Raw genomic sequence first — 14,423 nt, 5'->3', positions numbered from 1 at the left:
GCGTGTCGCGGAATTGGCCTCATCGACTAACGCATAGAAAAATTGGAACAGAGTTTGCGGGAGTGGCGAAATTGGTAGACGCACTATCTTGAGGGGGTAGCGTCGCAAGACATACGAGTTCGAGTCTCGTCTCCCGCATAAAATGAATGACCCCTGTGACCCGGCTGATCATAGGGGTTTGTTTTGTTTATGGGCGAGTCCGCCCGATGCCACAGAGAAGACCATACCGTCCGCCGGTTGCGGAGTGTGGTACAAGTACAAGAAGTAAAAACAGAACTCCCAATGAGTCGTTGCGAGGAGCGACTTCTTAGGAGTGACGTGGCAATCTCAGTTCTCTTGGTTCGGAGGTCGATACCTTCTTAGGTCTCGACCTCTTTTCTTTGGTGCGCGGCGGTTCGCCGCGGCGGACTGTCGCACTATGTGACCGTCAGGTCACATCTTTGTCTTCGTCCGCTTTGGCGGACTCAGCCAAAGCCAAGACCCGACGGAACAGAGTACGACGCGAGGGCGGCTATAAATATTTTGTACCACACTCCGCCACGCCTGCCCGTTGTGGTGGGGTGGACAGAGTTGCCCGAGTCTCGACATCTCTTTCTTGCATTGGGGTATTTAACATTTCATATTCTTCTCATGACAGCAGTCTGACTACGCACGATCGAAGCCGCAGAAAGAGAGGGAATTGTATGAGAAGTGACTATAGTATACAATGGGATATCAACTGGAATGAGCTTTTCCAGTGGAAGTATAAGGCTCAAGCTGTCCAGATATTTAAGTATGCGCTTTTTGTAGGATGGATATATATCGGTTATTTGCAGCTCAAAGCCCCTGCCGGGGGTGGCCTTCCGCCAATAGGCTTTATCGTCTGGTGTCTAAACCCATTGGGGTTTGCTCAACTTGTTAGCTGGGCAAGACCGGTTTCACCTATCGAAGAAACCATCGTGCGAATCAATAAACTGCTCCACACCACCAGCGCTATGCTCCAATGATTGGTAAAGATGAAGCGATGCAGATAATACGCGACTTCAGTGGACATATTATGAAATATCCGATCATGAATTGTTTCGAAAAAGACCTTCCTCATGACAGGCTGACAATTCTCACAGCTATCATTATTGTAATCGAATATGATCTGCCCGATTATGATCGGGCGGCAATTTACAGCAGTCTTGGCTATCTCATGGCAATTCTGCCGTCTGAAAGCGGATACAATAAACAGCTCGAGGAGATAATGACGCGGGACAAAATTCAGTGCCTGTTCGAGCAAGGTTACACCGCCAAAAAAATCATTGGTCTCACGTCGCTTTGCGAGCAAAGCGCATAACGACTGCCTGACCTTCTACCAGAGCATAGAGGACGTTTGCGTTATGAAATATCCGTTTATTCCGTACAGCAGTTACAAGGAATATTCTCCTCAAGAAATGAAACAACGCGCCAAGGAATTCTATGATGAAATCCGGTGTCGTAAAACAGTGCGTGAGTTTTCAGACCGAACAGTGCCGCGCGAAATAATCGAGAACTGCCTTCTGGCTGCCGGGACAGCCCCCAACGGAGCCAATCTCCAGCCTTGGCATTTTGTAGTTGTGAGTGACAAGGATATCAAATCCCATATTCGGATCGAAGCCGAAAAAGTCGAAAAGGACTTTTACGACAATAAGATTACCGATGAATGGCGGAAAATTCTTGAGCCGCTCGGAACGGACGAACACAAACCATATCTCGAGATCGCTCCCTATCTCATTATCATTTTTGAACGGAAATTCACAACTAATACCGATGGCAGCACGCTGAAAAATTATTATGTTCCGGAATCAGTCGGTATTGCCACTGGTATTTTGATAACCGCTCTTCACCATGCAGGACTTGCCACCCTGACCCATACTCCGTCGCCGATGGGCTTCTTGAACAAAATCCTCAACCGCCCGACATCGGAGCGGCCATTTCTGGTGCTTGTAGTCGGATATCCGGCAGACGGAGCAATGGTTCCTGATATCAAGAAGCACGCACTCGATGATCTGGCGACCTTCTTATAGAACAACACTGCTGTTTTTGCGGTTGCGCTCGGCTCTTAACTAGTTCATATTCAATTCGTATTGGTATTGAACCTTTGACTTTGGATGACGCCTCATGACCGAGCCAGATAACGACGAGAAGACTCGCACAGGTCAACCTATCCAAGCCGGGACAGTTGTCGGCAAATTTATCATTGTCAAAAAAATCGGATTTGGAGGTATGGGCGAAGTGTATCTCGCCGATGACAAGAGCTTGTCCCGCCGTGTCGCCCTCAAATTTTTGCCTTGGCATCTTGCAACCGATACATCGTTCACTTCGCGCTTTGCCCGTGAAGCGAAGGCTGTCGCCGCGCTCGATCATCCCAATATCGTGACCATCTATGAAGTCGGAGACTTTAATGGGCGTCCGTTTTTTGCGATGAAGTATGTCGAGGGGCGTTCCTTGCGCGTCTACGCCAAAGAAAAAAATCCCGATGTGTCTGAGATTCTTGACCTGGCCATTCATATTTGCGAGGGACTCCATGCCGCGCACAGCGCCGGAATCGTTCATAGGGATATAAAACCGGAGAATATCAGCGTTGATAAAGACGGCCGCCTCCATATTCTTGATTTTGGACTGGCCAGCCTGCAAGCAGGCGAACGCCTGACCAAGCAAGGTTCAACGCTTGGCACGGTAGGCTATATGTCTCCTGAGCAAGTACAAGGCAAGCCGGTCGATCCGCGCTCGGACATGTTTTCTTTCGGTGTTGTTCTTTATGAACTCATAACCGGCCATTCTCCGTTTAGAGGAGACAACGACGCCGCGACAATGAATAACATTCTCCATGCGATGCCGGAGTCAGTCATGGTTCACAAACCGCAGACCCCGCCGGGCATTCAGCAGATTCTCGACCGAGCCCTTGATAAAAATGTCGAAATGCGCTATCAGTCAGCCTCGGGGATGCTTGCCGATCTTAAGCGGGAGAAGCGCGAGCTTGAGGGCGGAAGCGGACAATATGCGCACCTGAGTATCAGCCGCCCGGCTTTGAAGCCGAAGAGAGGCTTTCTTATTCCGGGTACGGTTATCGCCGTAGTCATTGCCGGGGCGCTGGTGTTCAAACCGTGGAAGATTGAAATCTCACCTGACCAGACTGCCGTCGCATCGGACAATCGCCTTGCAATAATGTATTTTGATAATCTTGCCGATCCGAGTGACTCGCTTCGTCTGGGCGAGATTGCAACCAATTTGCTCATTGCCAATCTTTCGGAATCGCAGTCGCTCAAAGTCGTCTCTACCCAGCATTTGTATGACATTCTCAAACTGCTTGGCAGAGAAGGAGAGAAGTCCCTCGACCGGGCAGTCGCAACTCAGGTGGCTCAGAAGGCGGGCGCCAAGTGGATGTTGACCGGAACAATCCTGCAAATCGAGCCGGACATTGTGCTCACCACTCAATTGGTCGATGTCTCTACCGGGGGGGTACTTGAATCCCAGCGGGTATCCGGGGAGAACGGAGAGAAGATTTTTAGCGTCATCGATAAACTCTCGAAAGAAGTCAAGGACGACCAGATTCTTCCGGCTGAAATCCCGGGCAGCGCTGTGGCAATCAAGAGCGCCGATGTTACCACCAGCTCAACAGAAGCATACCGGTATTTCCTTGAGGGAAGAGAGAACGTGCAAAAGGTCTATGGATCTGAAGCGCGTCTTAGTTTCAAAAAGGCATTGGAATATGATTCTACTTTTGCAATTGCCCATCTCGGGCTTGCGGCAAACTCCAGCGGCGAAGAATCAAAGCAGGCAATCGAAAATGCCGTCAAGTATTCAGGCAAAGCGAGTCAAAAGGAAAAACTGTATATCCAAAGCCGCGCCGCGCTTATCGAGGGCAAAGAAGAAGAGTATATCAAATTGTTGCTTAAGCTTTTTGAGCAGTATCCCGATGAGAAGCATGCGCTTTTCGAACTTGCCAATTTTTATCGAGGGAAGGGGAAGACAGCCGAAGCCAAGAAATATTTCTTTAAGGTTCTTGAAATCGACCCGCTGTTCAGGACGTCCTACAATTCCCTTGCCTACACGTACGAGAGGGAAGGAAAGCCCGATAGCTCACTGTGGGCGATAAATAAATATATTGAACTCGCTCCAAATGAGGCAAACCCGTACGACACCCGGGGAGACCTGTATGCTTGGAATGGCAATCTCGATGCCGCAATTGAATCATACAAGAAGGCGGTCCAGATTAAGCCGGACTTTTACCTGTCGGTGGTAAATCTCGCACATTGCTATCTCTTTAAGCGAAACTATTCCGAAGTTGAGCGGGTTGCGCGTTCGCTTATTGCCAGCAAGGATGTCGAGATCCGAGCTAACGCAAGGACATTGTTTATTTCGATTTTGGCTTATCAGGGAAAGCTCGACAGCGCGATTGCAATGACGGATGATTGTATTGCGGCCGATCGCTTGGATGACGAGTGGGATATGGGAAAAGAATTGCGAAGAGCAAATGAAAGAATATGGAAGTATTTTATGAAAGGGAGGCTATATGCCGAACAGGGGAAATTTGAAAAGGCTTATGCTGAATTTGCTCGTGTAAAAGAAATTGCCAAGGAGAGTCCTCCCAATGCCCGCCGATTGTCAGTTGTGTTGGCATATGAAATTGGTTTTCTTGCGAAAGAAAAAAGACTGGATGAAGCAGTCCAAAAGGCCGAATATTTGAAGAAGTATATGGATTCAATCAAGTTTGAGTGGATGTCATCTTATTGGCGGGCGATGGGCTCAATTGAACGAGCCAGAAAGAATTATGCCGGGACGCTCAGATGGTTCCGCATGGCAGACAGCGCTGACTCTTATTTTCCAACTCGCGTAGACCTTGGCATGGTGTATCTTGAGGCCGGGCACTACGGTGAGGCGGTTGAGTTGCTTGAAAAGACTCTCAAGAGCTACGATCGCCTCAGATTCTTGAGCATAGTAGACAACGTCAGAGTCATATACTACCTTGGCAATGCCTACGAAGCATCCGGGTGGGATTCCAAAGCAATTGCCGCTTATGAAGAATATCTTGATATTATGAAGAATGCCGATGCCGGTATCACAGAAGTTGCCGATGCCAAGTCCCGATTGGCTCGTCTGAAGAACAAATCCTGACAGTTTTGTTCAACGACTCGTCTCTCAGTTAATGCGATGGTTTGTCTTCGTCAGACAAATCGAGAAGGTGTCGTTTATCCTGAATATCTTTGAATTCTTCTGCGCTTGCAAGCGGCGATTTAGGTTTTATCAGCGAAGGCCAACGAGTCGATAAACTTGTATTCAGACTACCATATTCCACCCACTTCTCGGGCAAATCAACTTCATCATATATAGCATCAACGGGGCACTCTCTGACACATAGCCCACAGTCGATGCACACAGCAGGATCGATCACGATAAAGTTTGGCCCTTCATGAAAACAGTCAACGGGACATACCGACACGCAATCGGTGTGCTTGCATTTGATACATGGCTCTGTAACGATATGAGTCATGCGCAGATGTATACGAAAGAATGTGCCGATTCTCAAGGCAAATCTTGAAAACGTGCGGTGTCGTGTAAATTGATCTAATAAAGAAAGGCTCAATGTGGGTTTTTCGCAGCCAGTTTCCTCATCGCACACGATTTAGAAGTATATAAATTTATTCAGGCAATAACTATTCTGCGTGAACCGGATAAGCCAGATATGGCGTATAACAATAAACGAAAAGGGACAGCAGGAGGGGCATCCTTTACATCAATAACAAAATGGCATGGATCTGACCGATTATGTATTGGTCAGAAATGTTCATGCCATCGACTCTGTAATGAATTGATCATGGTCAATTTATTGTTCTCATCAAATTCTCTATGGAAGGAGTCGGGGGATTTGCATCGTTTGTAGAGGGGGCTTTTTGGCATTAAACAGATTTTCGCGTTGTCCTTTGACACAGAGTTGTTCACTTTTACAAAGGGAGACTAATAATGGAAGAAGACAAAACGCTGGCTTCGCCGGCACAGAATGATAATCAGGCACTGCAGTTCCTCGCGGAACTAAGCAAGCCTGTTGTTCGCCGCAGATTCCTTACCTGGTCAGGAATTACTATCGCCGTAGCGGCAACGGCCGGTTGCGGCGGTGACGACAAGGGAACTGACCCCCCCCCGCAGCCTACAGGGGATACTGGTGTGCTAAACTTTGCCTACGCCCTTGAACAGCTTGAAGCGGCATACTATACTCAAGTAGTTTCCTCATTCTATGCTGGAGCTACAGCTCAAGAGATGCAGGTACTGACTGATCTCCGCGATCACGAGATCATTCATAGGGATTTCCTGAAAGCCGCGCTGGGCGACAAAGCGATCGGAACGCTCGATGTCACTTTTGAAGATGTTAACTTTGCATCGCGCACAAGCGTACTTGAAACAGCGAGAACTTTCGAAGATTTGGGCGTCTCGGCATACAATGGCTCGGGCGACCAAATAACCGATCCGAATAATCTGCTCCTTGCGGGGAAGATAGTTTCAGTCGAGGCACGCCATGCATCGGTCATCAGAGATCTTTTGGCTCCAAGAACAGCCGCTTTTGCCGGAGACGATGTCGTCAATGCGGGCGGACTTGATGTTAAACGCGAGGTGGCTGAAGTCCTGCCTTTAGTTGACCCATTCGTAGTTACCCCACTCGACGGCAATATATTTAGATAGAAATAAAAGGAGACAGTTACTATGGAAAATTCGAATATAGTTGATAATCCGCACAGCGACTCAAACGCTTCGTGTGATACCTCGCGGCGGTATGCGGTTAAAAAGAGTCTTGCGCTGGTTGGAGCGGGACTTGCCCTGACGGCCCTCCCTCTCGGAATGGGCAAGTTCAGCAGAAAAGCGTTTGCCCAGACTGGGCTGACTCAGCAGGTAATTGACGTGCTGAATTTCGCGCTGACGCTTGAGTTTCTTGAAAATGAATTTTATAACATTGGACTTGCAACGGCAGGATTAATACCCGCCGCTGACCGGCCAGTGTTTATGCAAATCAGCAAACACGAAACTGCTCACGTTGCATTGCTTCAAAGTACTCTTGGTGGACAAGCTATTTCGAAGCCAACATTTGATTTTACCGCTGGTGGAACGCTAACTCCCTTCACTGACTATAACACCTTCCGGGTTCTCTCTCAAGCTTTTGAAGATACGGGAGTACGGGCATATAAGGGCCAGGCGGGAAATCTTATTGGAAATAAACCTATCCTGACGGTCGCGCTTCAGATTCATTCAGTTGAAGCACGCCACGCTGCTGAAGTACGTCGTTTCCGCGGTCTCAAAGGCTGGATCACCGGAAATCAGAACGATGTTCCTACAATAAACGCAGTGTACGCAGGTGAAGAGAACAGGACTCAAGCCGGAGTGGAACTCCCGAATACGTCTGCGGCGAGTGAAGCCTTCGATGAGCCGCTGACCCGCGCGCAGGTCATGGCAATCGCGGATCCGTTTATTGTCTCTTAGGCAGTTAGATCCGTCATTGTCGTAGAGTTTAACTCTTATTATAATTGTTTTTTGTTTGTTATTTCCCGCAGTCTGATCTCGCCAAGAGGTGTGTGCTTCTTGACGGTCAGGCTGTGGGAAAATTCACGAGCGAAATCTTTCTGAAATCGCCAATTGACTGCCGCAACAATAGCCATAGCTATGCAAGCGCCAAGTGTTGCCAGTCCCATATCTTTGTGAGCATCCCAAATATCCCCCTGAGTGCCGAGGTACGCCTGACCGAGGTCTCCGCCGAATAACACGGCTATTCCCCACTCCACAATTTCATACAACATCGAAAGTGACATAACCAACTCAATCGGGAAGTAGTAGCTCCAAGCCCCTTTTGTTTCGGCTACTCGTACAAAAAGTTCGCGCACCGGATAGACCATCAGCAACCCAAACAGAAAATGAACGAGCCGATCAAAGTGATTCCGGGTGAATCCAAATAGGCCGTTGAGTGAAAATCCGAGCATTTCTGTCCATTGTTCATACGGGACCTCGGCATAGGTGTAGTGCGAGCCTACTGTGTGAAGCGACAAAAAAACAAAAATGACGCCATAGGAGAGATTGCTGAATCGAAAACTTTCTTTGGTGAGTATAAGCAGCGGGAGAAAGAGAAACGTGAGTATATTCTCCAACAGCCAATCTGAAAAATGCCAAGGCTCCACAGCCCAGACAAGCCACCATACGGCAAAGAGAAATAATAATCGGGTACGAAACTCGAGGCCAACTCCTTTTTCCACTCTTTTCATAAGGTAATTTATCGCCACTCAATAATAATGGCAAGTGGGGATGGAGAGGAAACAAGGGGTTTGGCTTTTATGGCCGGAAACCAAAGAAGTCTGCAGAGAGCGAAAAACAGAGGCTCCAATAGTGCAAGAGGGTTCAGGTTTTTTACGGTAGGAAGCTTCAAGGCTGGAAATTAGATACTATGCAATTCAATGACTTAAAGGATATTTGTGAAGTTACAGTTGATCGGCACAGAGGTTGCTCAAAGGGGCATTGAGTGAAAGAGACCTTGTAGCGGTTGAGAGGAAGGATTTGTTATGATTAAAGAATTTGTTGTTTGTGATTCCTGCACGAAAGTGATTGCCAGCCCCGAAGACGGCTTTGTTGTCAAGGGTAATATCTATGCCGCCGACCATGGCGAAAATCCCGACAGATTAGTGGGAGATAATTTCCCTCGAAGCCGCACATTCGCAGTGCGACTGGATGAGATCGGAGAGACCGGGATATGCAGGCCATGTCTGATGAAAGCCCTCGGCCTTAACGCTGGCGCAGTCAATACCCGCGTTGAAAAACTGATGACTCAATCGGCCTGACTTTTTTAATATAGATTTTTTCAAGTCTTCAAACCAGAAAACGCCATCTCGTACGAGATGGCGTTTTTGATTGGGTGTAGCGCTTTCTGTCAGATTATGCGGACCATCAAAGAAGAACTGATGTGGTTGCGGGAGCGGAGTTCGCCGCATGAAGTGGCAACGGCCATATCGGGCTGGATTGAAAGGTACAATAACAGCTACCTGCATTCGACGCTGAAGTCTACAACGCCGAACCAAGCTGATTTGAAGAGTGTCTCATTGCCTTGGTTCTAGTGGTCTAGGCGTAGTTCGGGTCCGGTTCATGCCACGGAGTGATAGTGGCTTCAGTTACAGTAATAAGTTCGATAGGCTTTGATAGGCTTTAGAGAAAACCCATTCCGTCGCCCCCCTACTTTTTCAAGCCGTCTATTTTTGAGGCAAGGATAAAATCGTTTTGGTGCAGGCCGCCAATAGCATGCGTCCAAATTGTGAAATCGACTTTATTATAATGCACGCAAAAATCGGGATGGTGGCCTTGCGATTCGGCCAACTCTTCGACTTGGCGTAAAAACGCCATCGCCGCCCGAAAATCTTTGAACGAAAACCGCTTTTCAAGCGTGTTGAATTGTTTGTCGTTTTGGCTCTGTTCAATAACCCTCCAGTTGTCGACCTCGCCCAGCATCTTTGTGATTTCTTCGTCTGTAAGTTTCGGCGCGCCCTGTTTACAGGGGATGCAGCTTTTTGATTCCAGTGGTTCTGGCATATTTTATTCTCCCATCGATTACTCACTCTTGATCTGAAATTACGTTAATTTATGCTGTCATGCACGATTTTATCGAAATTCCCTATTTATTGTAATATAGTAACAGAAAAAAGGCCGGGTAAATCAAGACTCAAGAATCATTGCCAAACGATAAAAAATTGATATATTCACAGGATATAGTGAAAGCGGCGAACCCGCCGCGCGGTTTGAAAGAGAAAGATTTTAAAGGAGTACGAATATGCAATTTGCCCAACCTTCAATGTATGACCGGGACGCAGTCACATTTATGTGGAAAGAACTTGAAGCGGTCGGCGTCCGACCGCTTCAAAACGCACAAGACGTCGATGACCTCTTGAAGAATAATAAAGGGACCGCGCTGGTAGTGGTCAATTCCGTTTGCGGCTGTGCCGCTGGACACGCACGCCCCGGTGTCGCGCTTGCGCTTCAGAATACCGTCATTCCTGATCAGTCAGCGACTGTTTTTGCTGGTGTTGATGTCGAAGCCGTGCAGAAGGCTCGGGATTATATGACCGGTATGCCGCCATCGTCGCCATCGGTCACGCTTTTCAAAGACGGCAAGCTGGTATTTATGCTTGAGCGCAAAGATATCGAAGGCTCAACGGCGACCGATGTCTCAGCTAAACTAAAGAAGGCTTTTGATGCCCACTGCACAAAGGCTGGCCCATCGGTTTCGGCTGAGACTGTTCAGCAGGTGTTTGGTTCTGGAGTCATGCCGAAATGCGGCACTGATTATACGTCGAAATTGTAGACTTGGTCCTCCGAGTTGTCAGGAAAATAAAAAGGCCATCTGTTCAGATGGCCTTTTCTTATATCGATATGAATGTGGCTTTACATTCTGACTACTTGTCTTTCTTCTTGTCATTGCCTTTGTTGTTTTTGCCTTTATCAGAATCAATGCTGGCCGATTGTTTTTTTGACTGCCCTTTATTTGCTTTTACTTCGCCGTTTATCAGGACAAATGTTTTGCCCTTCTCGCGCATTTCTATAACCTGATCGGGGGAACAGCCGTAATGATCTGAGATAAATCGCAGATTCACAAAATTCACAATCTCGGAATCAGTCAGTTCTATCTTTTTCCATTCAGATTTCTTTTTATTTTTGTAAAGCCCATACGCCTTGCCATAGGGCGGTCCCGGCTCAACGACCACGGGAACATAAAAAACATCGGCGCCGACATTGTACTGTTTGGCAATGGCCATCCAGGACATGCCGTTTAATCGAAGGCTTATCAGCAGTTCAGGCGCCACCGAGGTCTTCCGAGCAAGGAAGAATACGACCGGAAGCTCTTCGTCCGGGATTTTCTTTTCGCGGACTATGATGACTTCTTTCTCTGGGACATTGTAGTGGCTCCCAATAGCGAGATAAAAGCTCTTCTGGCCATCACTGTTGACTGATAGTCCAACATTGACATCGGCGCTGGCCGATCCGACAGTCATTGCAGAAAGCAAGACCGTTAAGCCCATTGCAGAACATAGATTTCTCATCGGATAACCTCCGTTTTGTTGTTATGAAAGATTCATTGATGTTTTAGAGACTGTAAATGCATGGCGGTTAACTTTGCTGGCATTTCCTCTTCTCAATACGATTATCGGCAGTAAAGGATTCGATTATTTGCCATTTTTCTCCTTATTCTTTTAATGATCAAATACTATACAAACGCGTGTATATATGGGAAATACAGGAGTTTAACTATTGATAGCGGGGGCTTTGTAAGGCTATATTCTTCGGAGTATGTCAACGGAAACGTCGAAATTGTGTAATAGTGGTCTAAATTGAAGGAGGTCTGGCTCGTCTTTCTCGGCGGGGGGCTTGGATCGGCTGCCCGGTTTCTCATAGCAAGTGCAGTTCAGAGAAATGGCGCTGTGCAGTTTCCTTATGGCACGATCGCGGTAAATGTTGCGGGCTGCTTTTTGATTGGTTTCTTGATGGCTTTAGTCACGCATCGATTTATTGCGAATTCGGATCTACGATTGTTTGTGACTATTGGAATTCTTGGCGGATTCACAACCTTCTCATCGTTTACCCTCGAGACTCTTGAACTCTTCCGCGCTGGACATACAACAGGGGCGATTGCAAATATATTCCTTACAGTGATCGTATGTCTGACCGCGACATGGCTGGGCGCTATTATTGGCGAACAAGTGTGACATATTAATTGAAGAATCGTCATGACACACCGCAAGCGGTGTGGTACCTGCATCAAAGACGAACATGAGATTGCCGCGACATGTTAAGAAGCATGTCCCGCAATGAAGGAGAGGGGACACGTGCCGCCAGGCGTTTCTGCCTGACGGTCTTGTGATTTGCGGGTTCGAGGATCCGCCGCTCCAGAGCCTGCCAAGACAAGAGGCGAAAAAATCTCGTTGCACAGTATTGACATCTCATTGAAACCTCTTATAATCAATTATACCTGACCGGGCGTTTCGCGCCGACTCGTGCTTCATCCGGTCATCGGCATACAAAGAGATCTATCGGTCAAGGCTGATCGAATATGCAGGCAGAGCATCGACGCAGGAGGAAAATATGTATTTGCATCGGACAGTGCTTTTGTCAGCGCTCACTTCTGTCATTTGGATATGTGCCTCAGCACGCGTCTCCGCCCAGGATGAAGGACAGCCTGACTCAATCCTCTTTGTGATAACCAAACCGACCGCCAATGATGCCAGCCCGCGCATGATCGCCGAGCTGTACTTCTACACTGATTCGCAATATATCGTGGCGGCAACTGTCGGGTTCAAGTGGATCTATGAGAACGCGGTGATGACTTCAGCCGATGTGTCACCCCAGGCGAAGGCCTCATTTAGCTTCATACATCAGGTATTCGCAAGCAACAGTATTGACACCACAAATCTCTACGATCTCTTTCAGTTCGGCGGGGTGCGGATGAGCGGTGACGGATTGGCTCCGTCTCCGGAGAGACAATTGATAGCCACCTTCCGCTGGGATCTTCCCGGCTGGAAAGTCAACGATGTCATGTTTATCGACACTTCGGAATTCAACGCCGGTACCCTCATTCGATTTGTAGCGTCGGGCAATGCCATTTATGTCCCGACGTGGGAGGGGAAAGTAGTCATTCGTGATATCAATGCCCCGTGCTGTTTTGAGCGGCGGGGAAATGTCGATTGCGACGGCGCCCATGTAACGGATATTTCTGACCTCGCATCGCTTATTGACCAGCTCTTTGTCTCAAACAGCCCTCCCTGCTGTCCGGCAGAGAGCGATCTTGATGGAAGCGGCGTGATTGATATCACCGATGTTCTGACACTGATTGACTATTTGTTTCAGACTCTGAAGCCGCCGGCGGCCTGCGAGTAGGGGGACCGAACTTTACCCTGTGGATTCATTTATCTTGACTTCTCGTAGACTCAGTTTTATTTATAAGCCTAACACCTTAATTTCATGAGGAAACAGTATGCGAAATGTGCAAAATGTAATTGGAAGTCTTTTGGCGCTTGTCATATTGACAAGTTGTTCCAAGAACGAAAATCAGGCTCAGACGAACACTCAGACAACTCATTCGGCAACAACCGATACCGCTCATACCGGACCGGCGCACATAATGTTGACAGCCGCAGAGTTTCAGTGGGGTGACGGTCCCAATTCACTTCCGCCGGGATCGAAAAGGGCTGTTCTCGAAGGGGATCCGAGCAAAGTAGGTCCGTTCACTATGCGTGTAATCCTTCCCGCCGGTTGGCTGATACGTCCGCACAGTCATCCCGAGGCTGAACATGTCACAGTCATATCTGGCAATTTCGCGATGGGTACTGGCGATGTTTGGGATTCCACCTCCCTCAAAGATTTACTGCCCGGTGGTTATGCCGTAATGGCAAAGGGCTCAACTCACTTTGCCCTGGCGCGCGAGGATTGTGTGATTCAACTCCACGGAGTCGGGCCATGGGGAATAATGTATGTGAATCCCGCCGACGACCCGAGGAATAAAATGAGTCAGAAGCTATAAGCGGGATCAGAAATATTTAGTCTGTATGCAAGCCGTCTGATGGAGAAATCAGGCGGCTTTGTTGTTGGCGGGGGGGATGGCGAAAAAGTACGGCTCGTACTCATAAGCGGTTGATATGTTAGTTATCAATAATTTTTGTTTTATTATTCATAGCTATTATCGGGATTCGCGTTAATGAAAATTCCGCATAATTTCGCCAGTACAGCCACTTTTTTATTCTAATTGTGACAGACCGATAAATCTTTGCTAAGCCGAACCTTAAAGAAGGGTTATGGGAGCCCGGTACTTCAACACGAACAAGAAACCAGAATGTAGAAGGCCTTGTCTTGATTACCAATGAGGGATTTACATTTCCATATGAATGGCCTTCAAGGAACGCTCTCAATGTATGTTCAGACTCGAACACATCTACATACTCTCCATACATGATATTTTTCTTATTTTCTTGTGAAAATGAAACAACTTCTTCATTCAAGTTTACTTTGACTCCTGTTGCGATAGACACTCAACTCGAATTGGATACAAAAACAAGGATGCATAGATGCGCCGGATATAAGAACATGACCCTCCCCCGATTTAGTGGACACAGAGAAAGGATAGTGTTATGATCAAGGACGGAGGAGTTTTAGTTATGAGTTCACAGGTGAAACGGCGGAGTTTTGATCGTGGCTATAAGGAGGCTGCGGTTCGGCTGGCGGTTGATGAGCGTCGTGGTGTGGCGGCCGTAGCTCGCGAGCTGGGGATCAGCGCCAATCTGCTTCACCGCTGGAAAGAGCAGTTGTGTGTCGATGGTGAGGCGGCCTTTCCCGGGAAAGGTCATTTGTCTCCGGATCAGGATGAACTGCGTCGATTGCGTCGGCAGTTAGCCGATGACCAAAGGGAATGG

The 14,423-nt window shown here is 47.9% G+C and carries 16 protein-coding genes and 1 tRNA gene; 13 read left to right on the top strand and 4 right to left on the bottom strand.

The window, feature by feature from the left end; all coding sequences use genetic code 11:
- Positions 1-56: 56 nt before the first annotated feature.
- The 5 genes from SGI97_01320 to SGI97_01300 all read left to right on the top strand — a co-directional run bounded on the left by SGI97_01320 (position 57) and on the right by SGI97_01300 (position 5,121).
- Positions 57-138: transfer RNA gene (locus SGI97_01320), tRNA-Leu, on the top strand.
- 545 nt (positions 139-683) lie between these two features.
- Positions 684-986 carry a hypothetical protein gene (locus SGI97_01315; protein ID MDZ4722544.1) on the top strand — a complete coding sequence of 101 codons (303 nt, stop codon included), beginning with the start codon at positions 684-686 and terminating at the stop codon, positions 984-986.
- Between the two features lie 65 nt (positions 987-1,051).
- Positions 1,052-1,321, top strand: a complete 270-nt coding sequence (locus tag SGI97_01310) for a hypothetical protein (protein MDZ4722543.1) — start codon at positions 1,052-1,054, stop codon at positions 1,319-1,321.
- 43 nt (positions 1,322-1,364) lie between these two features.
- On the top strand, positions 1,365-2,030 hold the full coding sequence (locus tag SGI97_01305) for a nitroreductase family protein (protein MDZ4722542.1): 666 nt from the start codon (positions 1,365-1,367) through the stop codon (positions 2,028-2,030).
- 94 nt (positions 2,031-2,124) lie between these two features.
- Positions 2,125-5,121, top strand: coding sequence for a protein kinase (locus SGI97_01300; GenBank protein ID MDZ4722541.1), 2,997 nt, complete (start codon positions 2,125-2,127; stop codon positions 5,119-5,121).
- 28 nt (positions 5,122-5,149) lie between these two features.
- Here SGI97_01300 and fdxA read toward each other — a convergent pair whose 3' ends face one another.
- Positions 5,150-5,497 carry a ferredoxin FdxA gene (fdxA, locus tag SGI97_01295; GenBank protein MDZ4722540.1) on the bottom strand — a complete coding sequence of 116 codons (348 nt, stop codon included), beginning with the start codon at positions 5,495-5,497 and terminating at the stop codon, positions 5,150-5,152.
- Positions 5,498-5,967: 470 nt separating this feature from the next.
- On the opposite strand from fdxA, the gene SGI97_01290 reads away from it, so the two are divergent.
- Positions 5,968-6,681 carry a ferritin-like domain-containing protein gene (locus SGI97_01290; protein ID MDZ4722539.1) on the top strand — a complete coding sequence of 238 codons (714 nt, stop codon included), beginning with the start codon at positions 5,968-5,970 and terminating at the stop codon, positions 6,679-6,681.
- Between the two features lie 21 nt (positions 6,682-6,702).
- A complete protein-coding gene (locus SGI97_01285; GenBank protein MDZ4722538.1) occupies positions 6,703-7,473 on the top strand; it encodes a ferritin-like domain-containing protein in 771 nt (256 codons plus the stop codon).
- Positions 7,474-7,511: 38 nt separating this feature from the next.
- On the opposite strand, the gene SGI97_01280 is transcribed toward SGI97_01285, so the two are convergent.
- Complete coding sequence (locus tag SGI97_01280; GenBank protein MDZ4722537.1) at positions 7,512-8,246, bottom strand: DUF2238 domain-containing protein; 735 nt, start codon at positions 8,244-8,246, stop codon at positions 7,512-7,514.
- Positions 8,247-8,540: 294 nt separating this feature from the next.
- Between SGI97_01280 and SGI97_01275 the strand changes: the two genes are divergently transcribed.
- Positions 8,541-8,816, top strand: a complete 276-nt coding sequence (locus SGI97_01275) for a hypothetical protein (GenBank protein ID MDZ4722536.1) — start codon at positions 8,541-8,543, stop codon at positions 8,814-8,816.
- A 388-nt stretch (positions 8,817-9,204) separates the two neighbouring features.
- Here SGI97_01275 and SGI97_01270 read toward each other — a convergent pair whose 3' ends face one another.
- Complete coding sequence (locus SGI97_01270; GenBank protein MDZ4722535.1) at positions 9,205-9,558, bottom strand: 4a-hydroxytetrahydrobiopterin dehydratase; 354 nt, start codon at positions 9,556-9,558, stop codon at positions 9,205-9,207.
- Between the two features lie 238 nt (positions 9,559-9,796).
- Between SGI97_01270 and SGI97_01265 the strand changes: the two genes are divergently transcribed.
- The gene (locus SGI97_01265; protein ID MDZ4722534.1) at positions 9,797-10,327 is read left to right on the top strand and encodes a BrxA/BrxB family bacilliredoxin; all 531 of its coding nucleotides are present in this window, start codon (positions 9,797-9,799) and stop codon (positions 10,325-10,327) included.
- A gap of 91 nt (positions 10,328-10,418) precedes the next feature.
- Here SGI97_01265 and SGI97_01260 read toward each other — a convergent pair whose 3' ends face one another.
- Positions 10,419-11,063: a hypothetical protein gene (locus SGI97_01260; protein MDZ4722533.1), complete on the bottom strand. Its 645-nt coding sequence runs from the start codon at positions 11,061-11,063 to the stop codon at positions 10,419-10,421.
- Between the two features lie 288 nt (positions 11,064-11,351).
- Here SGI97_01260 and crcB point away from each other — a divergent pair, with 288 nt between their 5' ends.
- The 4 genes from crcB to SGI97_01240 form a co-directional block, all read left to right on the top strand.
- Positions 11,352-11,726, top strand: a complete 375-nt coding sequence (gene crcB / locus SGI97_01255) for a fluoride efflux transporter CrcB (protein MDZ4722532.1) — start codon at positions 11,352-11,354, stop codon at positions 11,724-11,726.
- A gap of 376 nt (positions 11,727-12,102) precedes the next feature.
- Positions 12,103-12,894 (top strand): hypothetical protein, encoded by a 792-nt coding sequence (locus SGI97_01250; protein MDZ4722531.1) that lies wholly within the window; start codon positions 12,103-12,105, stop codon positions 12,892-12,894.
- Between the two features lie 97 nt (positions 12,895-12,991).
- Positions 12,992-13,537 carry a cupin domain-containing protein gene (locus tag SGI97_01245; GenBank protein ID MDZ4722530.1) on the top strand — a complete coding sequence of 182 codons (546 nt, stop codon included), beginning with the start codon at positions 12,992-12,994 and terminating at the stop codon, positions 13,535-13,537.
- Between the two features lie 631 nt (positions 13,538-14,168).
- Positions 14,169-14,423: transposase (locus tag SGI97_01240; protein ID MDZ4722529.1), on the top strand; the 255-nt coding region annotated here is incomplete at its 3' end.

The organism is Candidatus Zixiibacteriota bacterium, from assembly GCA_034439475.1.
Classification (GTDB): Bacteria; Zixibacteria; MSB-5A5; order GN15; family FEB-12; genus JAWXAN01.
The sequence above is the reverse complement of the archived record's forward strand: the minus strand, read 5'-3'. Positions and strand labels throughout refer to the sequence as shown.

What these genes read in the sequence shown, in the direction of transcription:
- SGI97_01315 (MDZ4722544.1), top strand. Translation starts at nt 684, where the DNA reads ATGAGAAGTGACTATAGTATACAATGGGATATCAACTGGAATGAGCTT.
- SGI97_01310 (MDZ4722543.1), top strand. Translation starts at nt 1,052, where the DNA reads ATGAATTGTTTCGAAAAAGACCTTCCTCATGACAGGCTGACAATTCTC.
- SGI97_01305 (MDZ4722542.1), top strand. Translation starts at nt 1,365, where the DNA reads ATGAAATATCCGTTTATTCCGTACAGCAGTTACAAGGAATATTCTCCT.
- SGI97_01300 (MDZ4722541.1), top strand. Translation starts at nt 2,125, where the DNA reads ATGACCGAGCCAGATAACGACGAGAAGACTCGCACAGGTCAACCTATC.
- fdxA (MDZ4722540.1), bottom strand. Translation starts at nt 5,497, where the DNA reads ATGACTCATATCGTTACAGAGCCATGTATCAAATGCAAGCACACCGAT.
- SGI97_01290 (MDZ4722539.1), top strand. Translation starts at nt 5,968, where the DNA reads ATGGAAGAAGACAAAACGCTGGCTTCGCCGGCACAGAATGATAATCAG.
- SGI97_01285 (MDZ4722538.1), top strand. Translation starts at nt 6,703, where the DNA reads ATGGAAAATTCGAATATAGTTGATAATCCGCACAGCGACTCAAACGCT.
- SGI97_01280 (MDZ4722537.1), bottom strand. Translation starts at nt 8,246, where the DNA reads ATGAAAAGAGTGGAAAAAGGAGTTGGCCTCGAGTTTCGTACCCGATTA.
- SGI97_01275 (MDZ4722536.1), top strand. Translation starts at nt 8,541, where the DNA reads ATGATTAAAGAATTTGTTGTTTGTGATTCCTGCACGAAAGTGATTGCC.
- SGI97_01270 (MDZ4722535.1), bottom strand. Translation starts at nt 9,558, where the DNA reads ATGCCAGAACCACTGGAATCAAAAAGCTGCATCCCCTGTAAACAGGGC.
- SGI97_01265 (MDZ4722534.1), top strand. Translation starts at nt 9,797, where the DNA reads ATGCAATTTGCCCAACCTTCAATGTATGACCGGGACGCAGTCACATTT.
- SGI97_01260 (MDZ4722533.1), bottom strand. Translation starts at nt 11,063, where the DNA reads ATGAGAAATCTATGTTCTGCAATGGGCTTAACGGTCTTGCTTTCTGCA.
- SGI97_01250 (MDZ4722531.1), top strand. Translation starts at nt 12,103, where the DNA reads ATGTATTTGCATCGGACAGTGCTTTTGTCAGCGCTCACTTCTGTCATT.
- SGI97_01245 (MDZ4722530.1), top strand. Translation starts at nt 12,992, where the DNA reads ATGCGAAATGTGCAAAATGTAATTGGAAGTCTTTTGGCGCTTGTCATA.